Raw genomic sequence first — 24,249 nt, 5'->3', positions numbered from 1 at the left:
GGAGCAGTGGCTGTATTTCAACAATTGTTACGATTGAGGCACCAACGTGCGTTTTGGTTAACAGTTAGCTTATTTGCGATTGTAATGTTCAGCAATTTACTGAACCTATTTCAGGCAAGTAATGCTTTTTTATACCAAGCACTTGAGCCATTAGGTCAAACACAGCAAACTAATATCGTATTAGTCAACAGTGATAATTTGAGCAATAATCACCAGCAGCTGGTAAGTAAACTTCATGATTATAAACCAAAAGCGATTATTGTCTTAGCCGATGAACCTTTGCAGCCCTTACCGATAGACAATGTATTCTATCCATACTCAAACAAAAGCTATTGTGTCCCTCATGTAATTGCTTGGGCAACCTATCAGATTCAAATTCCTTCTCAAGAGGGTTTGAATTGCATAAGTATTTGGCAAGAAATATTTGATTATGAAAATAATCAAATAGCCTTGATTGACTTTAAGCTCGCCGTGGCCGCTTTACCAAAATTTAGTGCTCAAAGAGTGCTTAACTTTGATGTTATGAGTGAACAATTAGAAAATAAAGTCATCATTGTGGGTCAAAAAGCTTCCTCATTTAACGTGCAAATACACGCGCCAAAACTTAACGGCTTACATGACCCACTATTACTCACGGCTTACATGGCTGACAGTATTGATAAGAACACTGTAGTAACACTGCTAAAACCAACCTACTCTATTGTTATTGAATTAATTTTAGTGGTGGTTCTGCTTTTTAGTTTTCAGAAACTATCACTCTTTTACTCATTTTTCATTGCCTTCATGAGTATTTTTGTCTGGTGCACAATTGGTTATTTTTTCGTTGAATCAATGCAGATTTATATCCCAATAGGCCAGTACATTATACTTACCTTTATCACCCTTCTCTGGATCCTAGTTGTCCGCAAAGTAACAGAGGATGCAGAGCTTAATGTTGTGGTAAATAATATCCAACAAAAGATGATGGGACGCTTCATACCACAAAGCTTTATAGATCAAGCTTCGCCTTGGGACCCTATTATTCAGTTAATTAGTCAACAATTAGACTTAGAGAAATCAATTTTCCTTGCTCGCAAAGAAGATGATCACCGAGTTGTAGAAATTCGTGCAATGAATTGTAATTTAGATGACATACAAGAAATGCGCAGAGATTATCAACGAACGCCCTACAGTAATGCGTTAAAGTCATTGGGGATAGTGCAAATAACTCGACCTTTTTTTAAACATGTTAGTGCGAATGAAATTGAATTTATGGTACCGCTTGTTTATGCCGGTGATGTACGCGGTTTCTGGGCACTTTCAGTGATCCCAAATACGCAGTTCAATCAACAAGCCTTTGAAAAGAATGTTAATAGATTTGCTGCTCAAGTCGCTGAATTGCTATTCCATTACCATATTTTTAAAGCCACTGAGAGAAAAAATAAAACTCTAATTAACCAACTACTTAACTTGAGACTGCATGAGCCTACGAGCCAGCGAGTTAAGCGCTCTATTGATGAAATGGAGCAAAAAATGACAACTTTAGAAATGGTATTCAGCCACACTCGTTCTGCTAATATTTTGTTTAACTTATTTGGCCAAGTTATTCAGACGAATGCCGCATTAGAGCAATTTGCAAAACAACATCAAATTGCTGTCTTTGAGATGACTGCATTAGATCTATTATGCCGCTGTTGCAAACTGGATACTGAGGTTGCCAAGGGCAAACTTCGTTATGTGACGTTAAACAAAGCTGAGATAAGTTTACCTGCCAAACTTAATAACCGAAACTATACGCTAAGTATTAAAGCACTGAACACCGACAGTTCGCAAACTGCCTCAGGCGAACCATTTCAAGTATCAGGTATCTTATTTGAATTTATTGATAACCATGCTGTCATAGACGAGCAAGAAGCCACTAAAGAGGACCAAAGTTAATGGACTTTGTACTCGCGCTTTTTCCTGCAGGCACAGGCTTAGGCCAGTCTGTTATTACTACCGTATGGGTAGGTACTGCGGTCGTCTGCTTGTTAAATTTGCGTTTTGGTTTCCCTCTGACGGGGCTTGTTGTACCAGGCTACCTAGTCCCTTTACTGATTATTAGCCCAACCTCAGCTGCGGTTATTATTATCGAGGCAATCGTTGTTTATGCATTAATGCGCTTTAGTGCTCATTATATGATGGAAAAGTTTGGCTATGGAGAAATGTTTGGGCGGGATCGCTTTTTCGCCATAATCTTGCTTAGTATTCTTGTGCGTGTCTGCATGGACACATTGTTTTGGCCTTTAATTGCCGCTCAGTTAAGCCAATGGGATATTACTTTTGATTATGCATCTCAGCTTTATTCTTTAGGCCTTATTATTATCGCACTAACAGCGAACGTGATGTGGAACGGAGGGTTTAAGTACGGGCTTAAAGTAACTTTCATTCAATTACTTATCACTTTCTTGCTAGTTCGTTTTGTCTTAATGCCTTTTACTAATTTTAGTATTGCTAATTTGGGTATTATGTACGAAGCCGTTGCCGCTTCAATCATCGCGGCACCAAAAGCATATATCATACTAGTCATCACTGCATTTATTGCTTCCAGAGCAAATATAAAGTACGGCTGGGAGTTCAATGGAATAATGCTACCGGCATTACTTGCACTGCAATTAACACAGCCTTCAAAGCTTTTAACTTCTTTTATAGAAACGGCCGTTATTTTAATAATTGGTAGCTCATTGGTGCATTTTACTCGGCTAAGACATGCGAACATTGAGGGTGCCAGACTATTAATGTTCTTCTTCACTATAGGCTTTGTCTATAAGTTAATACTGAATTATGTCGTTGTTTGGTATTTTCCTACGCTAAAAGTGACAGACACATTTGCATTTGGCTACATGCTTGCAACTCTACTGGCACTAAAAATATATCAAAAGAATGCGCTTGGATTAGTAATCAGAGCAACATTTCAAACTTCGGTAATTGGCGGCATTTTCGCTATAACTGTAGGTTTCTTAGTGATGTTAGTGCCCTCTTTGCTGTCTAATCAGGATGTACATTCAGATATCGACAATCCACATGTCATCACCTTAAATCAACAAGTAAGCCAATATAAGAGCTACTTATACACAACTCGGACAGATAAAGTAACAGTCAGTAGTTATAAAGCTAATCAAGCAATTAATGATTTCAAGTATGCTGTTTACCAGTTAAATCAAGCACTTGAGAACAAGCAATCCATAGCAAAGTTTGGTTATTTATTTAGCGAGCTGGGTTTTTCGCTTGAAAGTGATGAGCAATATGTTTACTTGGTAGATACCTACGAAAGTCAGCAAAGAGGGCTATTTATTTTTAATAAAACGCCAAAGTCTCCTTTGTTGATAACTATTCCCTATCCAATTACAGAAAGTCTAGCGAGTGACTCTGCAAGCTTGATTTTTCAACATATGAATAATAAAGCAATGTTATTTGGCACTGCTAAAACGCCACAAAAGACGATTGCAACGGAAGATCAACAAAGCTTTTATTATCAAGCTTTCATAGACGCACTACAAAGTGACGAAATCTTACAAATTCGAGAAGCTAATCGCTTCACGGCAGCACTAGTTGAAAAGCCTTCTAATAAATTCGACAGCCAATATTGGATATATAACCAACTACCAACTTCAATTAGCCAAAGAGACATTCACCAATTTGTAGGCAGTGAGGCAACTTATTTTGGTGCAGCAACACAAAGCAGTTTGCCAACAGCGAATTACTCGGGCTCTATGCTTGAACTATTTTTAGATAGTGCTAACTATACTAATATTTTGGCTAACATTTATCGCGATAACTATAAGTACAATACCCCCCAAATTAGCGTTATCAATGAAGAAATAAATACTATTGTTGACGAGTTTGCTTATCAAATTAGTAAAAAAGGTAGTTTTGAGTATCAACCTCTATCAGAAAGCCAAATAGCGCTGTGGGAGTATGAAGTTTTAAAGCCACTCTATAAATTAATTACACAGATAGGTAATGCCCCACTGACAGAAGACAAGCTTAATCAGTTAAAGCAAATCAATGGCACAACCGAACTACTTAACTATCAATTGCAACTAATCAACAATAGCAGTGGTCGATATCTATTGTTAAGCCCACTTAAAAATAATGAAGCACGCTCACAAGGACAAGGGCTTTACGCTTTTAAATTGACTGCTCATGAAGCTATCACACTCAGTGTACCAAGGCCTTTATTTGAAAGTAATACGCTGAGTTTTGCAGCTGAATTATTCTCCGAGGCAAACACTGCCAATTTATTAATTGCGGGGGCTCACCCTTATGCGCACCCTAAAGCTAATGTACTTGGGGCTGATAATATTGACTCTTTATTTAATGTTATTCATCAAAGCTATTTGCGCTTTACAGCTAATCAGCCTAGTTTACACATTCAAATCCGCAGCCATAGCGCGCCGTCATGGGTACGCCCAAATGCAATTGCATTCTCAGCTACGCGCATCAGCGATGTGGCCTCGCCACTAATGAAACAAATCGACGGAAAACTGAATAACTTAGGGGTTGAATATCAAGTAGTATCAGGACAAAAATCAACGCGAGGTCTTGAAATAGGCAGCTCACCTCAATCAGGATACCAACAATTTAATAGCAATAGTGAGCTGGCAACATTATGGCTGGCATCAGACTTTAAAGAACAATTTTCAATCGACCAAAACAGCGTATTGCAACGATTATTGGCAATATCTACCAATACAAAGGTAAAAACTATAAATCTGGCTACCTTGTCGCCACTAAACTGGCAAGCAATCTCGACTAAAGAAAAGCAACGAATTCAAACTCTCGTTAAAAACTATATAGCTCATCAGCGTTTAACATCATTAAGCGGTTTCTGCGAGCAAATTAAAGACTGCTCTTTACACACCATTAAGCTGGAAAATGCAGACAAGTACGCGCTTATGATTAAGTACAATAACGATATTGTGGCAATCTACAATCCAACCAATAACCAGATTATTGATCTGAGCTTATTTAATAGCATTATGGCTGGAGGCGCATATGTACTTAATTAAACGCCTACTTGCTATTTTAGCAATCACAATTGCTTTAGTGGCACTTTTTTATTTCTCACGAAACATAATGGTATGGATCGATTCCGCTGAACCCATTGATGCGCGTACTAGTCAAGAAACACGTTCAAATGTACAGTGGCTTAGTAGTCAAAAGCCACTACAGTTTACGTTTTCAAATCAACGTACTCACTCACTACGCATTTTATCAAATGCCGTGTTTGATCAGTCAGTTGTACTTGATCAACCGGTTAATTATGCAATTAAATACGTGCTATATGATCAAGAAGGAGATGTCATTTTAGACAAGGTTTACCATCATGCATCTAAATTGGTTACAAACTCGCAAGAGCAACAAGTAAAACAAATAATTGAAAACAAACAATCATTGAACGTCGCATCTGGTCAATCTTTTTATTTACCTATTAAAGATTACCCTAATGCTGCGAGTCTCGATCTAACGCTTATCCCTGAACAAACTAACCTACAGGGTGTAGTTGTAAGGGTCCACGCTAAAACTCCTGAGCAAAGTATTGATCCGCTTAACAGCTGGCTTAAGCGTCCTTTAGAAAGACGCAGACGAGCAACTGATTACCTTACTATGGGAGAAAATACTTTAACTGATGGAGAGATTAGAAATGCGATGGCATTCTGGTGGCAAAAAATTGCACCACAGGGAATTCCTGACATAGATTTTAAATCAGACATATTGTATGAAAGTTTACCCTACAATGTAGTCACATATGACTTTAGTGAACAGCAACATGATCTAGGCTCTTATTTCACGAAACCGGGTCTTTGCGCGAGTATTCGCTTAGAGGAAACCGATAGCCTGATATTCAAAACAGACAAACAAGGGCTGCTTCCTTCGTTAATTTGGTATGACAAACTACAGTTTTCCCCTCCTTTACCTGTAAACTTTAGTGCAATAGACGAAGCTAATAGTTATCAAACTGAACCACTTAATCCGGGCTTAGTCACAATCTGCAGCGAAGATAATTTATTAACGCAATGGCGAACATTATCTGGTAATGCAATCTTAACTAGTTACTCAGGCAGTTACTTGGCTAACAGCCAATCCTCTGTCAGTTTTGATATTGAATCGCAAAGCCATTTAAATATTGAAGTTCGAGCTCTTGAGACAAGCCAACTAAATGTCACCTTGTTTGATGAAAGTAACGAGCAAATCGAGAGCTATTCTGTGACATTGAAAGGACAAGCTTCAGAGTTTGATCGTTTGATTGCCGAAAACACGCAACGTCAAGATGTTGGTATGTTAGTAACTTACTATTTGCGCTCGCCAAAGAATGCAAGGCGAGTCGAAGTCAAGGCAGATAAAGATGTCTATGTTCGTCTGAAATCCCGCTTTGCTGATTTTAACTACCAAAGAACCTTAACTCACGGCTTGGTGACAGAATCACCTACAAACTTTCATGATATCGCTGCGTGGTATGAACAGCGCGCCAATAATCATTATGAACTTACATTGATGGGGCACTTTTCGAATATTCGGACTTTCACGCCACCAGCAGAGTTAGATCCACAAGTCACATACTATCAATCTAGGGAACTATTTGATCAGCTACCAATTTCAAATGTAGCACTGACACTAAGCCCCAATAAGTACTATTTACCTAAACAACCCGCTCAGGTTTTTAACTACGGTATTTATAATAAGAATAATTATACGCCGTATATTAACTCTGAAGATAACAGCCTAATTTATCGTTTAAAGGGTAATAGTGCTAAAGAAACTAATATGGCGGATTTATCTGTTTCACAACTACAGCAAATCCAAGACAGTTCTCGCTCAATGTATCAAAATTGGTATGGTAATCGGCCTTGGGTTAAACAACGCCTGTACCAACTAAATAAAAAGACTCCTCTAACACTCAGATTTGATAAGTATCAGCGCCCTATTAGTCTTGTTTTCAAAGTTGCTAAATCAAATAATAAGGCTCCCGTTGAACTTAGTGTCAAACAAAGAGCAAAATACAAGTCAGGACTCACAAGCGAATACAGTATTAAAAAGCAAAAATATCAGCTTTATCCATCTGAACTAATTAATGCTTTTTTGATTCACCCAAAGAATAGCCGACTGAATAGCTATCCAAGTGTCACGCACTTAGTATCAAGTGATATAGATACTTTACACTCAATAACAATCGAGTCATCAGAAACAATCTGGCTATCTATTCTCGATGAATACCCTGCTCAAGAGCAAAAAGTAAGGTGGTGGAATAATGAAAATTAATGCTATGTTACTGGTTTTTTGCACTTTTATGGCGGCATGCAGTGCCGAGGAAACTAGCTTGCATGATTTAACAGAAGATTTTCATGCTTGGCTATTAAAACCGAACACTGAACTAACACACTTCAATTACAAGGATGGTGTTTTTAAAGCAAAAAAAACAATTACCTCCGGTGGCGAGATTCATTATAAGAAGACTGGTAATAACTGTATTGCTTATGCACCTCATCGCTATTTTGATAAACACACGCTAAAAATAGCCAAGGCAGTGTTTGCTGAATGTCAGGTGTTACTCACAAATTCAAAACATAGAAATACCCTTGATCAAAGTAATAATAAACTCGATTTTGGCAAATACAAAGTTAGTAGTGCGAATGCATTTATTCTTGCCTATGCTAAGACTGTAGAGTCTTTTTCTATTTATCAGGTACATGGGTTTGCAAAGGAAAAGCGAAAAACTTTACAAGGGCGTAATGCAGATATCATTGTTAGCAATGGCTCTAAAAAACCGTCAAAAGCAACTGTAAAAATATCTGAATGTTTAAATAATCAAGTAGGCTCTAATGTTATGCTATTTGGTCGTGATGTTTTTGAGCTTGGAGGGACAAAAAATATACTTACCGACATGGCGCCTGTTAATAGCCAGTTTTTTCATATCGAGTTAAGCCGTCAAATGCGTGAGCGTTTAATAACTAATAGCCAACTTTTAAAGCAGTTTAGCCAATGCCTTATATCATAATAGCCTTAGTCACTTTTACATTATTCAGCATCAACATGGTGTATGCTGCTAAGCCTGAGCATGCGGTTCTTGAGCCCCCTATTTGGTTACAAACAACGCCAAAACTGGCCCCTTTAACGTCTACTCAAGAGTTGCAATTTGATGCCAAGCAGCATCAGTATTTATGGCTACCAGAAGGCCATTGGCTTGAGATAAATCCCGATTTATTAAATCAATTTATTATCAGCGCCGGAAACACACAATACATTCAGCAGCGTTTACAAGTTCATCGGGATCTACTTTGTAATTCGAAACGATGCCAGCTTCCGGCAACAGGCCATAATCGTATAATTGCCATTCAGAATCACCTTGACGAAAGCGCTAGCTTTAGGGCTCTTGTCGGTCACTATCAAGCAAAAAGAGATAGTTTTCGACGTGCACTCAAACTAGCAAAACCATCTGTTTTATTGACCACACAGCAAGGCAATGAGCGTTATTATCAACTGCATAAAGATGAAGAAGTTACGCTGTTTTTTCCTGCAGCAAAAAAATTAAAGCTATCTGTTAGGCAGAATATGCAACTTCCTGATCGAAACGGTGTTGTGTACGCCTATGTTGATAACGTTTTAACAGCAAAAGTGAATACGATTAATAGTCTCGCTGTTGAATATTCAGATAAGAATGTTGGTTTAGTTAACTCAGATTATTTGGCTATCGACGCAGGCCAATACCTAACCATTAAAAGCGCAACAAATTCACTGGTTAAAATAGAGCAAAGCCACCGCGCAATTTATGATGATGGTGCAGCCGCAAAAGAACAAGAAAAGCAACTAATGCCATATTGGCTAAATACTGCCAATGATCATTTAAAATCAATTTACCAAGAGCACTCGTTGGGGCCGTTAAGTAACACTGTTTTTTCTGAAAATGACCCGCTTAACGTAAAGCGATACTATAACTTGCTTTCGATGATGAGCATCGATTCACAACTTGTTGGCAGCTATCGAAACCAATTGCCTGTAGAAAGTAAAAGTGAAACCATCACTGAGCTTGCTGAGCTGCGTTTAGTCGATCATCATTTTTACCCTCGTATCAATCATCAGACTAGACTTTTAACAGCTCTGTCTCAATCTGCACAAGTGTTTGATTTAACGGTAAAAGAACGAGCTACGCCTTGGCTTACCCTAATTGCAAAAAGTAACAATGACACACAATTAAAATTCACCGCAGGTGAGCAAAGCTGGCTAGTTAACCTGAAAGCGACAGAACACTTTCAAACATTAACACTCTCTGTGCCTTTAAAAGAAAAATCACTTTCTATACAAGCACTTAAAAACACAACGGAACATATTGATTTTGCACTATACGCAAGAACTCTAGCTGATATCCCCATGGATGAAGTACTCTACCATCAGCCGAACAAGTTAAGTGCAAAGAGCCCTACCACAGAGCTGATTATTAAAAACTACTTGCACAAGCAGCATGCGGACTATTTAGCTTCAATTGAACCTTATACACCCGCACAGCAGCAATTAAACATAACAGATTGGGAACAGTTGCTAATGACTGCTAATGATTTAGCAGAATCTGCGCCATTGGATGCCCTTCGCTTTTTGAAAAAGCTAAGCCAGCATAGTAACCATCAAGTTGCGGAAAAAGCATGGCAAGCAAGAATTGATATTTTGAGGCAGCAAAAACAATTCCATTTAGCAAATAGCTATCTAGAAGGTTTATACAAAAGTGCAAAACAGGCTCAATTGCAGCATTTTGCAAGTTTAGAGTTGATTAAAATTTACCAAGAGCAGCATCAAGACTACAAACTATTTGCCTTGTGCGCTGGTAATTTATCGTCAATTTCCAATTGTAGAAAAATCTTGATCAGGCTTGCTGTTAAACAGCAGAAAAATCGTTTAGCGACGTGGCTAGCTCATCAGTCTGATCAGCAAAACATCGCAGAACCAAGTTTCGCAGCACTAAATTTTCAAAGTTTGGTTTCAAATACTAAACAAAATGACCCTTTATACCACTTAGTAACAGCTGAGCAAGCAGGACTTATTGATGGACAAGGCAAAATACAAAATACCGTGCTAAGTGATAAGAAACCGTGGAAATTTACTGCTACGCACCCTATTCATTTAGCGATCAAAGCTCGGGTAGCTGCGAAACAAAATGGTGAATATCAAACGGCTTGGCTAAAAGCCGATAGCCAATATCAGCATAAATTGATGCCAATTTTTAGTGATATTCCAGCAAATATTCAGTTTATAGATAATCAGCAACTAGCATCTATATCGGCAACCTTAATTATAAACTTGCAAGTCGGAGAAACTCTGACTTTGAGCGCTGATCATCTGACATATCTTGATGTAAGCCTGCTCCCTAATGATTTAGTTTCTCAATTTGACTACCAGTCTGATGCTGCCAATAACCTGACTGCAATAGACTTTATGTCATTAGTTTATTCACCTACCGCATCACAGTATGACTTATTAATTAATGGCTTATACCAATTAAGCAAAAGGCGTTTAAACGACAATCAATACACTCAGCTACTGCAACGTCTAGAGACCTTACCAGCAACAGCTAGATCGACCTTCATTCAGAATAGAATTGAAAGTTTTGGTCAGTGGCAACCTATTGAAAGCATGCTAGATTATGCTGGAACTCGACTATTTAAAATGCAAGCTCCTGCACAAAGTAGCTTTGCTGATCGTTTTACCTTGCTTAACACCCAGTCTGCGTCAGAGCAAGGGTTACAGTTACGACCATTCCATACTTTGCATATTGATCTAGCTCAAACTGCTGGACAACAAATCCGTTTTAAATTTCACTTCTCTACTGCAGAGTTAGCACGAGACAATGTCGCAAATGTTTCACTTCGCCTAGCTAATGAACTGAAAACCTGGTCAGTTTCACAACAACAAAGTGTGCCATTTACTTTTACTAAGCAAGAGCTCGATAACAACATAATCAGTATTAGATGGCTCAACCCTTACCTATCACAATACTTAACAATAGAAGCAGAACAATATCTAGCCGGAAAATGGCAGCACTTAGAGCTACCAACCAAGTTATTATTCTACACGGTAATACCGGACACACCGCTAATAGCAACTTTATCGGCCGACAGGCTAATCAAGTTGGAAGAAATCGACGAACAAAGACGAACAGAACGTCGCTTTTTTCATCCTGCAGGAAAAATCGAAGTTAAAGCTGAAAAGTTGGAATATGTCCGCCTATACAGTTGGCAGTTAAGCGAACATAACAATAAAATTTCTGCTTACTCGCAGACTAAAGCTGCCCTGCCAGAGTTGATCACCTATCAAGCGCCTGAAAAAGTAGAAATCGTTAAGGAGCAAACAGAACTACACGCAGATGAACTCAACTGGCAAGTTTTTGCTCGTTATGATCAACAGCAAATTTTTCAAAGCGCTGAAGATATTCCCACCCGCGAAGAAACTGATATTGGCGCTAGAATTCGGATAAATGATGATAATCAATGGTATCAGTTAGAGGGATATTACTCATTCAGTGATACGCAAACTGATATTATTAATTTAAATGGATATTACTCTTGGGAGGATGAAACAACGCCTTGGTATATTGATAGCCAAATTAATAGTCGCTGGCAAATGAGCCGAGAGCAATTTGATAGTCAATACGCGATTGATGCCAGCATTAGTATTGGCCAAATATGGCGACAAGACTCAGTGCATCGCCATCAATGGCAAATAACTCCTTATGTTCGCTACAGCAGCGCTGATTTAGCTGACTACCTCGCTGATGATAAGCTTAACTCAGGTATTTTTAATTTTTACAGAGAAAATCATTCATCTGGTTGGTTAGGGCTCTACCAATATAGATATCAACCCTGGGTCGATAACTACCTTAATTTTGGTGTTTCTTCCGGTTCTAATGATGATTGGAGCAGCTTGGATTATTTACGTTTTAACTCTAGTTGGAATCAATATTATGAAGGCCATATTTTCCAGGTGGGGCTAGATAGTTATTACCGCCTCGCTGATGAACATCGTGCTACTGCCACATGGCAATATATCTCTCGCTTTGCATGGCAAAAGCAGATTGACTTAGGGGGCTTCTCACAAGGCTGGCTTAAAGTAAGCTGGCAACAAGATTGGGTTTGGAGTAACCACAATATTAGTGTTGAGTTTTCATCTGGCAATAACTTGCATACGGGCTTTGCTCCCTATGCACACGATGAAATTATTTTTCCAACACTTCAACTTAACCATTTGTTAGAGCTGAGTGACTATGAGCAGTAAAGTTTTAAAAGAGCGCCTTGAGTCTCTACTATTTGCCGATATAGCCAATTTTTGGTTAGACCTTTATCGCCAAAAGTATAAGCAACTCGTTAACGAATTAAGTGAGTGGGAGCTTATAAAGAACCAGCCAGATGATAATGACGAAGATGATTGGTTGTTACTTCAAGCTATTGCTTTTTTAACTCACAAAATTGATAAGCTGCAAAACCAATTAACCAAACTTGATGGCGATCATCGTCGCTTTGTTGAGCGTTTGAGTCATGCGGAATTAAAAGCCGAGAGGCAATTTCATATCCTTGATTATGCAAAAACATTAGGGGCAAGTGAGTTGCAACTGCAAAAGGATCAAGATGCTTTTCAGCGTTGGTTTGATGAAGGGGCAATGATTAATCGTTACCAAGATAAAACCTCTGAACTTGAGCAATCATTAAAGTTTTTGATAGGAAAGCTCGGTGATTTAACAAACCGTTATTTACGTAATCACCAAAATGACATGGCTCAGTCATGGTTAAGGCTCGATTTAGAAGGCTTCTTTTTAAACCTACTAGAAAAAACAGACAATGAAGCAACACGAAACTCATTATTTAGAGCGTTAGCTAATCAGGTAAATTTGCTTAATGAATATGTCGAAGATCCTGAGTTTAATGCAGATTTAGTTGAAAACTTACTACAGTCATTAGAGAAGCCAACAACACCACACGCAGCAAAAGTCGATATTTTAGAAATACTAATTAATCTTAGACCCACTTTTACTCGCTACTTTATGCGCTCTCATATTGATCTGGACGTTGATAAAAACGGCAAAGTAGATCGCCAGCAGTTATTTTTAATTACTTCATTTGCCAAAATCATCAGCAAACAGTTTTCCTTAAATGAGGCAAACCGTAAACTGATTTTTTTACTTGCTAAACATGCTTACCCTCGTGTTCGTCAAAGTGTTATAGAGCAATGTTCCGTTTTGCCTTGGTCATGTGTAACCGATTTACTCAATGAGCGAATGCAACTTGAAAACAGCCCAGCTGTAAGACTAACATTAATTAAACAGTTATCAGACCCGCGCTTTAGTGAACAGCAATTAGGCTTTAAGTTATGGCAACAACTCCTTGAGGAAACTGATAACTTTGCAGAACAACGTCTATTACTTGAACTCACTCCGAGGATCATGTTTAACCTTCAAGTTGATAATGATAATCATGACTACACTCAAGATATTTTTAAAGCGTTTATAAATGTATTAAACCGACAACTTGAAGAAAAAACTAACCTTGCAGTAAAACGTATTATTAGCCGTGTTCGAGAGCAGTTAGTCAGTTTTATGCATCAGCAACAAGTTGCACAATTAGAGGTGAGCTTAAGTTCAGACACATCCATTGACTGTAAAGAAGTAGATGAAGATTTGCTTGGTCGACTACTAAGTAAACAAGCTCAGCATTATGAAGCGTTCAATGTTAACCTAAAGAAAAAGTCATGGCAGGTGCAATTGGGTTATAAGCGTGGCTTTAGAATCTGGCGCTTATGGCATGAATTTAAGAACCCTAGTACCGGAAAAAGACAAAGCTATAACCATTTACAGGCCAGAAAGCCTAGTGCATTTATGCATGTACCAAGTTGTACTGTTGCAGAGATAAGCCAGACAGAAGTACCCGGTGAGCCTCGTTTTGATGAGCATCAATTTAGCTCACGACCACACTTGCCATTACTTGATTTCTTATTAAGTACCTTGTCTCAAGATAATTTAAAAGCGCCTGCTAAATCCTATACCCCTGATGGCATTTTGATAATTTCACCACCAACAAGTTTATTTAAGCGTTTATATGCATACTGTTGGATTTCATTGAACTACGAAAAATTGAATGAGTTACGAAATGGTACTGAAGTAGAACAACAACACTACCTAGAAAACATTCGCAGTAAGGGCTTTACGCTAGATTTCCAACCATATGGAGTGTTGTTTGATGTAGCGTTTCCTGTCGAATCAGGTATTGCTAACCTTTATAAAAAGCTCGCAATTACACCCTTTATTTTTAACATTGGGTCAAGCTTTAAAGAGTATGCGTATTCAATTTACCAAAACAGCATTGGTCAGCTAATATTTTTTGTCATTAGCTTTATCGCTTACTTTTGGGCGAGACATATAAAAATCAGCCGTCAGATTCAATCTGACAGAGCACTTATTCCTGTATCAATTGGCGGCTGGGGAACACGTGGGAAATCCGGAACAGAACGCCTTAAAGCGGCCCTTTTTAGCAGCTTAAGTCTAAAAGTAGTAAGTAAAACAACGGGCTGTGAAGCTACGATGATTTATGCAAGGGCAAGTGGTGAGCAGTTTGAAATCCCCTTATTTCGTCCATTCGATAAAGCCAGTATTTGGGAGCAAGGAGATGTTTTGCACTTTGCTAAGAATGTAAAAGCAGACGTATTTTTGTGGGAATGTATGGGGCTCACACCACGTTATGTGCGTATTCTTCGCAACTGGATGAAAGACAATTTCTCAACCATAACAAATGCCTACCCAGACCATGAAGATATACTCGGTCCAACAGGTATCGATGTTGCAAACGAAACCAGTCACTTTATTGGCAAGAATAGCTTAGTATTTACTAGCGAGCAAAATATGGCACCTATTTTAGACGTCAATGCCAAGCAGAAGAACTCAAGTTTGATCCAGGTGCATTGGGCCGATGGCTTGCAAATTACAGACGATATACGTTCTTTATACCCATACCAAGAACATCCAGCTAATATTGCGCTAGTTTGTAAAATGGCACAGCATATTGGCTTAAGTAAAGACTATGTTTACAAAGAAACATCGGCCAGAATCATTCCTGATATTGGTGTTTTACAACATTTTGAAAAAGCTAAAGTGGGTAAAGTAGAACAATCATTTATTAATAGCATGTCAGCAAATGAACGTTTAGCAACGTTAGAGAATTGGCAACGGTTAGGGATCTATGATTTAAATGACAACCCCAAAAAACAGGTTATTGCTTTAATCAATAACCGAAATGACCGTGTGGCTCGCTCAAAAGTGTTTGCAGATATTTTAAGTCACGATTTGCGTTTCGATAAAATAGTTGTAATTGGTACAAACGTTGATGGGTTTTATAGCTACTTTATTAACGCACTCATTGAGCGATTAGATAAAATTATTGCAAATAATGATCTAGAAGAATTTAATAAACTTTTATCTCAGTTCAACTTTTTAACTGAAGAACAATTAATTGCTCGTTTGAGCGACGCATACGATCTAACTCTTGCTAATAAGCTCATAAAATTAAACGGCGACTCGCTTAAGAAATCTAATATTAACGCTCTTTTGAAAGATGCTACCGGTAACTCAAATGAGGCCGAAGCATCGGCTATTTTACAAAATCTATTTGTTTATCAACAACGTCAAACATTAGAGTTGCTTAAGCAAGATATCGTTAACAATAGCGAAAAGCTAAAAGAGGTTATTGTAAATACAATAAAATCTAACGTTGTGTTACATGAAAACAGTAGTTTATCTGCTGATGAACTAACGCGGTCAATTGCCCAATTAGGTTTAGTAAATAACCATCAAGTTATTGTTGGTATGCAAAACATTAAAGGCGCTGGCTTGAACTATGTTTACGCTTGGCAGCAGTGGCAGCGAATAAACCATACTCTTGAACATCTATTTGACCAACAATGTACAGCTAAGGAGTTCAGAACAGCACTAACAAACCTCAACATGATTGTTTCCTTTAATAGGTTAGAAGTGGCCACATTGAAACAACATTTGAGCACATTGAAAAAAATGCACTTGGCGCAGAATGAGTTCTGCCAAGCAGAAATCACTAATCTACTTGAAAAACTTGAGGCATATAGTTCTGAAGATAACATTGAGAAACAGCAAGCATTGCCTATTCAATATTTAAATCAAGTGGTTGAGTCATTTCTTGATGCAGGAGCAGCTGTTAAACGTAAGAAAAGAGCAAATCAAATTTATAAAGATATAGCTGATCAGCGAATTACCTTAGAAAAGGCGATAAAAATATTAGGCAAATTAAGCCGCAATCAAAAATCAGGTTGGTTTGCTAACAAATCTAAACCCAATTAACTTTTAACCTAGCATAAAAACGTAAGGTAATCCAAAAGGATTGCTTTGCGTTTTTTATTATTTTCCCATCGAAAAATCAGAATTTTCCTACAAACTAAATTCTTATTAAAAATCAAATGATTAATATAAAAAATTAAAAAAGTATAAATTTAGATCTATTCCCTATTTGATAAACACCAGCAAAAAGCAGTAAAATGATACTATTAAATATTAATTTTATGTTAACAACTTCGGAGACTGTCATGAAAAGCTTAGTTTCTAAATTAGCAGTGTTACCTTTAGCTATCGCATCTGGTATGGCAATGGCAAGCACAAACCTAGTTGAAAACGGGTCATTTGAAAATAACACAGTAACTGGCCATGGTGGACAATGGCAGTTATTCAGTAATATCGATAACTGGAGCCGTAGTAACAATGCTAAATTTGAGTTACAAACTAACAAATTAGGTATTGTTCCAGCTCAAGATGGTAATCAACTTCTGGAACTAGACTCAACTGCTAACTATTCAATTTCACAGAGCGTAGCTACTTCAGCAGGTAAAAAGTACGAACTTACTTTTTATTACTCTGCGCGTGTTGAAGGTAATGCGACAACAAACGCTGCCAAAGTTTTATGGAATGGTAATGAATTAGCGACCATTAATAGCAGCACAAAAGGCTGGACTAAATATAGCTTTACTGTAGAAGCAAACGATACTAGTTCAGTATTGAGCTTTGCTGGTGCTGGTAAATCAGACTCTTTAGGCGCATTTCTTGATAATGTTTCATTAACAGAAATTCCAGAACCTTGTGCAGTTGAAACAGGTCTATATGGTATTAATAACTTCGGTTCAGAAACTGAGGGCTATGTTTATCATTTCAACCCAGTTTCAAGCTCTGTCACTATTGTTGCAGGCCTAAATAACACAGCTTCAAATATTGCAAGTAAAGACGGTGTGCTTTATTTCATGGAGCAACTAGATAAGAGCAGCAAAGCATCTAAAATTTACAGCTTAGATTTAGCAACTAACCAACAAGCGGAAGTAGTTGATGCGACTTCATTCCCTATTTACCGCTCAACAGTCACCGCTGATGGTCTTGCTCTTCGTGCAACAAGTAAGACATATATGTACGACTTTGATTTAGAAACAGGTGATAAGACAGTTCTTGGTAAACTATCTTACCCTGGTGATACTTTCTCAGATGGTGATATTGCTTACTCAAATGACTTTAACGTACTTTACGTGTTAACAGGTAAAGCACTTTATACGCTAGATGAAGGTAGCTTAGAATTGACACTTGTTGGTGAGCATGGTGTAAATTGGGCATCAGGTATTGCGATTGCAGATGATGGTACAATTTATGTTTCAGGCCGCGAAAGTGGTGAAAATGCTAAAATCTACTCACTTGACCAAAACACTGCAGAAGCAACGTTTGTAATGGATGGTCCTTCGCATGTTAATGACTTAACATTTGTTAGTGAAGCAGTTTGCGCTGCAGAGTAAACTGTGTTTAAAACCATAAAAATGCCAGCTTAGCTGGCATTTTTTTATTTATCTTGGGTATCACTTATTTGTGAGTTTCTTTTGCTCTAACATTTCTTTCCAGTGCATTACTTCTGTTGGCAAGATAGGAGCTACACCTTCAAACCCAGCAACTTCAAGCATTTCTTCAACGCTCACAACACCTTTCTTACGTTTAAATACCCCTCGTACATAGGCAATCGCATGCAATCCACGCTCAGAGTGAAACTTTTGTTCAATGTAAAAGTATTTATGGTCCCAGCCAACTAAACGCGTACTAACAGTGTATTTTTGCATTGGTTTAATATCGCGAATATAGGTAATTGCAGTCGCATTAACGATCGGGAACCAACGACGTTTCATAATATGTTGAAGCAACCCTACTCTTTCTGTCATCCAAGTACGCGCCAAATCCATCATTGCTAAATAACGAGAATTAGTCAGGTGCAAGTTAATATCGCAATCAGTCGGCAGTGCTTTGAATTCAATATCAATCGTGTCGAGTAAACCTTGATAGTCACGATTACGTTTGATTTTAAAAAACAATAATATTAGTCGAAAATATAGATTCACAATAAAAGGTCTAACCAGTTGATAATTCACAAAGTGTATCACAGCATATTGCTAAGGCGAATATTCTGCTCTAATCTGTGCATATATTATTATAAAAACAGATAAGCCTAATGAAACTATTCAGTTTGGTAACTCTATTTTCTGCAAGTTTATTTACCGGCTCAGCATATGCTGACTTCAACTTTCCAGGTAACGGTACTTTAAAATACCCAACGGGTGTGGAAAAAGATTTTAAATTTGGTTTTGCTTGGCAACAAACTGCCGAAAAATTCACTATTGGTGATAAAAGCTATGACATGTCTTTGCCTGAGTCATACTCCGTTGCGATTACACTGAGTAAAGACGAACAACAAGTTTGGGTACAAGAGTTTAATAATGGCTTTATTGAAGGCTTCAATTGGCAAATAGCAGATCACTCCTTAAAACTTGAAAAGCGCAAATTTAGCGACTCAGTCAAAGGCGATTATGTTATAAGCCTAGATAACCGAGATTACTTTTTTGCCCGCAATAACATAAGTATTGTTATCAAATTTGACAATGACGGTATCAAAAATATTGCCATTGATGGTGTCACCAAGGATATGGGTACCAAACAGTAGCAAAAAGCTTGGCTTTTCACCCAAGCTTTTTGCTTAATTCACGATTATTGTGGGGGGTTACTTTTAAACCTTCACTGTCTTACGGTTAATGCCATAATCTCGAAGTTTGTTTGCCACTGCGGTGTGGCTCAAACCTAATCGCTTAGCAAGCTGTCGAGAGCTAGGATAAGCCGGATAGAGCTTACGAAGTAAGGTCGCTTCAAAGCGTTTTACCGCTTGATCTAAAGTTCCTTCAAAGTCAGACTCAAGATAACCTAAATCATGAGTAAAGGTTGGTAACTGCAAATGTTCAATACGCAGTTCGTTATCATCTAACAACGACACCGCACGGTAAATCGCATTTTCTAATTGGCGTACGTTACCCGGCCACGGATAATCTTGTAAAAAGCGTAAACAATCTTCAGACATCACAGGCACAGAATGACCATTTTGTTGGGCATACTTTTGAATAAAATGTTCTGCTAACGGGCCTATATCAGCTTTTCTGTCACGTAATGGCGCAATTTCTAAGGTCAAAACATTAATCCGGTAATAAAGATCTTCTCTAAATGTCCCCTCTTGCACCATGGCCGGTAAGTCTTTTTGCGTTGCAGCAACAATACGTACATTCACTTTTACTTCGTTTTCATCACCGACTTTGCGAAATGTGCCATCTTGTAAAAATCGCAGCAACTTAGTTTGCAATTGAGTCGACATTTCACCAACTTCATCTAAAAACACCGTACCACCATCGGCTTGCTCCAAAACGCCACGTTTTGGTGCCGCGTTTTCTTCATAGCCCGCATAACCAAATAACTCTGACTCAGCCACGTCATCAGGTAACGATGCACACGATAAAGCAATAAAGGGTTTTACTGAACGGTTAGATGCATAATGACAAGCCCGTGCAAGTAGTTCTTTACCTGTCCCCGTTTCACCAGTTATCAAAATTGGCGCTTCAAGCTGTGCCATTTTGCGAGCTTCACGAACAACACGACGCATTGCAGTGCTAAAATTATGGATTGTCGCAAAACTTTCTTGGCCATATCGACGAAAGGCACTCACTTGCTGACCAAGTCGACTTTGCGATTTAATGTTAATAACGGCGCCTGCTAACACATCCCCTTCAGCACCTTGTGGAACTGAAATAGGAAGAATATCAGCAATAAAATCTTCGCCAGCAACTTCTACACGCGTTGTTTGACCAAGTACTTCTTTACCCTCTAACCAGCGAGTAAAGTTAAAGCCTTTCAGCAAGTTATTAATATTAGCGCCTATAACTTCACTTTCAGATAGCTGTAAATCGCGACAAGCTGCATCATTGCATAATCGCACCCAGCCTTTAGCATCAATAGATATCACACCATCAGGCAATGCTCGCAGTAATGTATTTAACTCATTATGCTCTCGCTCAGAAGGTAGAAATGCAGTTGTGCGAACATCCATCACGCCGTCAATTAAGCGAATAGAAGGCATGATCTTTTGGAATTGCTCAAATTCAATAGGAGGAAAACTGACATACATACGACAATTAACCGAATCTACTTCAATACCTTTTAAGTCAACCTGATAACTTACTAAGATATTGAGAATCTCTTGTGCGATACCGATTCGGTCAGCACAGTGGATATCTAAACGCATTACATCCTCAAAAAACGGGAACCTATAGTATGAGAATAATACGCTAACTACTAGCGGCTGAATAGTCTATTGTAAACAATTTTGGACAATTTAAAGTACTTGCTCAGCTATCCAGATGCCAAAAGATCCGCTTTCATTGCAATGAATTACACCTACCCAAACAAAAATAACTCATCACATAAACTTAAAATGAATTGCTAAGTATTACTGACAAGTATCAAGTAATCTTAAATTGGTTGTATTTGGTAAGGTTAAGTTAACGCAACAAATGGTGTACCTACCGCAAGATCTTCCCCTGACCAAGAGGTCTATGTATACTGTAGCGCACTTGTAGCTAGGATAAGGGTGTGTCCTATACCCTTAAGTTCATAACTTGAGCAACAAACCATTATCTTAGCTGCATCAAAAAAACATGGCCACTCATTCATCAATATTAATTAACCAATGAGCAAAGCAATAATATAAGGCCAACGACAATTAAAATTAGGAAGTATAATTCATGAGTTCTCTACCAAAAGCTGGTGACTTTATGGGTCACCCGAAAGGGCTCTTCTTACTGTTCGTTACAGAAATGTGGGAACGTATGAGCTACTACGGTATGCGCGGTATTTTCGTGCTTTATTTATCAACAATCGCAACTGCAGCTGCTATGGGCTGGGATATGGCCTACTTTGGTATTGACCCATTATCTGCAGGTGCTGATGAAGCTTACCAAAAAGCATTAAACTCTAATGCATTGAGTATTTTAGGCCTCTATGCAATGTTAGTTTACGTAACACCAGTTATCGGTGGCTGGTTTGCTGATAATGTATCTGGCCAACGTAAAGCTATTATATTTGGTGGTGTTGTGATGGCTTTAGGCCAATTTGCACTTGGTACACCTCACGGTATGATCGAAGGTCTAGAAAAAGAGTTTTTATACCTTGGTTTAGCATTACTAATTGTTGGTAATGGTTTCTTTAAGCCAAACATCTCAACAATGGTTGGTGACCTCTATACTGAAACTGATAAGCGTCGTGACGGTGCATTCACAATTTTCTATATGGGTATTAACCTTGGTTCGATTTTAGGTTATTTCGTTGTAGGCTCAATTGGTGAAAAGTTTGACTATCAATACGGCTTCTTAACCGCAGGTGTTGGTATGTTAATTGGTGTAATTTTACAGTTAGCATTATCTAATAAATATCTTGCCGATATCGGTAAAGTTCCATCAGCTAAACAAGGTGATGACGCACAGGCTGCAAACAAACCTTTAACTTCTGAAGAGCGTGATCGCGTTAAAGTTATATTAATCATGAGCTTTTTCACTATTGTATTCTGGGCTGGCTTTGAGCAAGCTGCAGGTTCAATGAATTTATTTGCAAAGTATAAAACTGACCTTGTTTTCTTTGGTTGGGAAATGCCAGCAAGTTGGTTGCAAGCTGTTAACCCAATCTTCATTATTATTTTAGCCCCAATTTTCGCAAGTGTATGGATCCGCATGGGAGATAAGGAGCCTGACTCTCCGCGTAAATTTGCTCTTGGTATGTTATTCCTAGGCCTAGGCTTCGTGTCTATGGTAGGTGCAGCCTTACAAATTGGTGATGATGCAAATACAAAAGCGCATGTAATCTGGTTAGTTATGGCATACGTATTCCACACAATGGGTGAGCTATGTCTATCACCAATTGGATTATCAATGGTATCTAAGCTCGCTCCGCTGAAGTTTACCTCACTATTGATGGGTATGTGGTTCCTATTCTCTGGTTTAGGCAACTACGCAGCAGCATCAATTGGTCAGCTTGTAGGTGAAAGTGGCCCTCTAAACACCTTTGGTGGTGTAGCAATTATGGCTTTCATCGCAGGTATTTGTTTATGGCTGTTGGCAGACAAACTTGTTGATTGGATGCATGATGCTGATACCTCTCAGGATGAGTTAGAAATTCTCGAAGAAGAATTAGAGATTACTGCTGACAAACAGTAACCTTAAGCCCCACAGTTTATGCTGTGGGGCTACGTACTTCCCGCCGTTAGATCTTTACTAGTAAACTACACTCGATATCATTTCGTACTTTCGACTTCCCTATTTAAATATTCACTGAAATTGACAACCACTAACTTTGTAAACAATTCGATACATTCACTCTAACTTTATTTGGCGAAAACAAAACGAATAAAATACAAAAAAGCTTATAAATATCAGTTCATTAAATATTTATTAACGGCGCTTTATTTACTCTTTTTGATCTTTATTTTTACTATTTTCACTTCACATGATGAAATTAAAACCATTGTCTCATTAAATTTACAAAAGGGACTTTGGCTAAATAACGCTGTGCTCTTCCCCAAATTGAATTTCTGGTTAATCATCCGCTCATTACATAACAATAATTCTTTTTAGCGCAGTGCTTATAATTGCGGGAGTAATGACAATGAGCGAAGTAAATAATCCGTTAGGCCTAATGGGCATTGAATTCACTGAATACGCAACACCTGATGCAGATTACATGGACAAAGTGTTTACTGATTTTGGCTTCTCAAAGCTAAAAAAATTCAAAGGTAAAGACATCGTTTACTACAACCAACATGACATTCATTTCTTACTGAACAATGAGCGTGAAGGTTTCTCTGCTGAATTTGCTAAAAGCCACGGCCCAGCAATCTGTTCTATGGGTTGGCGTGTAGAGAATGCACAAAAAGCATTCGAAGTTGCTGTTGAGCGCGGTGCAAAACCTGCGACAGACTCAACTCACAAAAACTTACCATACCCTGCTATTTACGGTATCGGCGACAGCTTAATTTATTTCATCGAGCAATTTGGCGACAAAGGTTCTATCTATGAGTCAGATTTTGAAGATTTAAGCGAGCAAAACATTGTTGAAGACAAAGGCTTCATCCGTATCGACCATTTAACCAATAACGTTTATAAAGGCACGATGGAAACATGGGCTAACTTCTATAAAGACGTATTTGGTTTTACTGAAGTTCGTTACTTTGACATTAAAGGTCAAAAAACAGCGTTATTATCTTACGCACTAAAATCGCCGTGTGGCACTTTCTCGATTCCAATCAATGAAGGTAAAGATAACAACAACAACCAAATCGATGAGTACTTAAATGAGTACAATGGTCCGGGTGTACAGCATTTAGCATTCCTAACGAATGACCTAGTAAGTTCACTTGATAAGCTTGACCAATCAACGATTGCGACACTAGATATCATCCCAGAGTACTACGACACCATTTTTGACCGTGTGCCTTGGGTTAAAGAAGACAAAGAGAAGATCCGTAAGCATCAAATCCTTGTAGATAGCCAAAGCGAAAACTGTTATCTACTGCAAATTTTCTCGAAGAACCTATTTGGTCCTATCTTCATCGAGATGATCCAACGTGTAGATGACGGCGGTTTTGGTGAAGGTAACTTCCAAGCCCTTTTTGAGTCAATCGAACGTGATCAAGAGCGTCGTGGTGTAATCTAAACCGCCATATTGCGCTTAAAAAGCAGCGTTTAACACGCTGCTTTTTGTCGTTTTAAATTCTGTTTTAAACTAACTGTTTAAATTGCGTTGATTGCCTCCATATAGATAACTAATAAATCAGCGCGAACCAATAAGGA

12 protein-coding genes are annotated in these 24,249 nt (G+C 38.3%); 10 read left to right on the top strand and 2 right to left on the bottom strand.

The annotated features are described in order from the left end of the window. The first annotated feature begins 6 nt into the window (after positions 1-6). From NO991_RS11290 to NO991_RS11260, 7 genes are all read left to right on the top strand, one after another. Positions 7-1,917, top strand: a complete 1,911-nt coding sequence (locus NO991_RS11290; protein WP_138601489.1) for a hypothetical protein — start codon at positions 7-9, stop codon at positions 1,915-1,917. After that, entirely contained in the window at positions 1,917-5,030 is a 3,114-nt protein-coding gene (locus tag NO991_RS11285; protein WP_300357216.1) for a poly-gamma-glutamate biosynthesis protein PgsC/CapC, read from the top strand. The genes NO991_RS11290 and NO991_RS11285 overlap by 1 nt, the downstream gene beginning before the upstream one ends. After that, positions 5,017-7,281, top strand: coding sequence for a hypothetical protein (locus tag NO991_RS11280; RefSeq protein WP_300357213.1), 2,265 nt, complete (start codon positions 5,017-5,019; stop codon positions 7,279-7,281). The genes NO991_RS11285 and NO991_RS11280 overlap by 14 nt, the downstream gene beginning before the upstream one ends. Continuing rightward, the gene (locus tag NO991_RS11275) at positions 7,271-8,017 is read left to right on the top strand and encodes a hypothetical protein (RefSeq protein WP_300357210.1); all 747 of its coding nucleotides are present in this window, start codon (positions 7,271-7,273) and stop codon (positions 8,015-8,017) included. The genes NO991_RS11280 and NO991_RS11275 overlap by 11 nt, the downstream gene beginning before the upstream one ends. Then, the gene (locus NO991_RS11270) at positions 8,002-12,279 is read left to right on the top strand and encodes a hypothetical protein (RefSeq protein ID WP_300357207.1); all 4,278 of its coding nucleotides are present in this window, start codon (positions 8,002-8,004) and stop codon (positions 12,277-12,279) included. The genes NO991_RS11275 and NO991_RS11270 overlap by 16 nt, the downstream gene beginning before the upstream one ends. Next, positions 12,269-16,360 (top strand): poly-gamma-glutamate synthase PgsB, encoded by a 4,092-nt coding sequence (locus NO991_RS11265; RefSeq protein WP_300357204.1) that lies wholly within the window; start codon positions 12,269-12,271, stop codon positions 16,358-16,360. Before NO991_RS11270 ends, NO991_RS11265 begins: the two co-directional genes overlap by 11 nt. A gap of 242 nt (positions 16,361-16,602) precedes the next feature. Further along, on the top strand, positions 16,603-17,844 hold the full coding sequence (locus tag NO991_RS11260) for a DUF642 domain-containing protein (RefSeq protein ID WP_054551960.1): 1,242 nt from the start codon (positions 16,603-16,605) through the stop codon (positions 17,842-17,844). A 60-nt stretch (positions 17,845-17,904) separates the two neighbouring features. Here the strand turns inward: NO991_RS11260 and NO991_RS11255 are convergent, their stop codons facing one another. Beyond that, the gene (locus tag NO991_RS11255) at positions 17,905-18,435 is read right to left on the bottom strand and encodes a thioesterase family protein (RefSeq protein WP_194441699.1); all 531 of its coding nucleotides are present in this window, start codon (positions 18,433-18,435) and stop codon (positions 17,905-17,907) included. Positions 18,436-18,545: 110 nt separating this feature from the next. On the opposite strand from NO991_RS11255, the gene NO991_RS11250 reads away from it, so the two are divergent. Continuing rightward, on the top strand, positions 18,546-19,034 hold the full coding sequence (locus NO991_RS11250; protein ID WP_054551777.1) for a hypothetical protein: 489 nt from the start codon (positions 18,546-18,548) through the stop codon (positions 19,032-19,034). Between the two features lie 63 nt (positions 19,035-19,097). Here NO991_RS11250 and tyrR read toward each other — a convergent pair whose 3' ends face one another. After that, a complete protein-coding gene (gene tyrR / locus NO991_RS11245) occupies positions 19,098-20,654 on the bottom strand; it encodes a transcriptional regulator TyrR (RefSeq protein WP_054551778.1) in 1,557 nt (518 codons plus the stop codon). Between the two features lie 499 nt (positions 20,655-21,153). Here tyrR and NO991_RS11240 point away from each other — a divergent pair, with 499 nt between their 5' ends. Both NO991_RS11240 and hppD read left to right on the top strand, forming a co-directional pair. Next, positions 21,154-22,617: a peptide MFS transporter gene (locus NO991_RS11240; RefSeq protein WP_054551779.1), complete on the top strand. Its 1,464-nt coding sequence runs from the start codon at positions 21,154-21,156 to the stop codon at positions 22,615-22,617. Positions 22,618-23,065: 448 nt separating this feature from the next. Next, on the top strand, positions 23,066-24,112 hold the full coding sequence (hppD, locus tag NO991_RS11235; RefSeq protein ID WP_055021474.1) for a 4-hydroxyphenylpyruvate dioxygenase: 1,047 nt from the start codon (positions 23,066-23,068) through the stop codon (positions 24,110-24,112). Positions 24,113-24,249 lie beyond the last annotated feature (137 nt).

The organism is Pseudoalteromonas sp. DY56-GL22 (assembly GCF_041414715.1).
Classification (GTDB): Bacteria; Pseudomonadota; Gammaproteobacteria; order Enterobacterales; family Alteromonadaceae; genus Pseudoalteromonas; species Pseudoalteromonas simplex.
The sequence above is the reverse complement of the archived record's forward strand: the minus strand, read 5'-3'. Positions and strand labels throughout refer to the sequence as shown.

Coding starts and splice junctions, on each gene's coding strand:
- NO991_RS11265 (WP_300357204.1), top strand. CDS start 12,269: ATGAGCAGTAAAGTTTTAAAAGAGCGCCTTGAGTCTCTACTATTTGCC.
- NO991_RS11280 (WP_300357213.1), top strand. CDS start 5,017: ATGTACTTAATTAAACGCCTACTTGCTATTTTAGCAATCACAATTGCT.
- NO991_RS11240 (WP_054551779.1), top strand. CDS start 21,154: ATGAGTTCTCTACCAAAAGCTGGTGACTTTATGGGTCACCCGAAAGGG.
- NO991_RS11270 (WP_300357207.1), top strand. CDS start 8,002: ATGCCTTATATCATAATAGCCTTAGTCACTTTTACATTATTCAGCATC.
- tyrR (WP_054551778.1), bottom strand. CDS start 20,654: ATGCGTTTAGATATCCACTGTGCTGACCGAATCGGTATCGCACAAGAG.
- NO991_RS11285 (WP_300357216.1), top strand. CDS start 1,917: ATGGACTTTGTACTCGCGCTTTTTCCTGCAGGCACAGGCTTAGGCCAG.
- NO991_RS11275 (WP_300357210.1), top strand. CDS start 7,271: ATGAAAATTAATGCTATGTTACTGGTTTTTTGCACTTTTATGGCGGCA.
- NO991_RS11250 (WP_054551777.1), top strand. CDS start 18,546: ATGAAACTATTCAGTTTGGTAACTCTATTTTCTGCAAGTTTATTTACC.
- hppD (WP_055021474.1), top strand. CDS start 23,066: ATGAGCGAAGTAAATAATCCGTTAGGCCTAATGGGCATTGAATTCACT.
- NO991_RS11260 (WP_054551960.1), top strand. CDS start 16,603: ATGAAAAGCTTAGTTTCTAAATTAGCAGTGTTACCTTTAGCTATCGCA.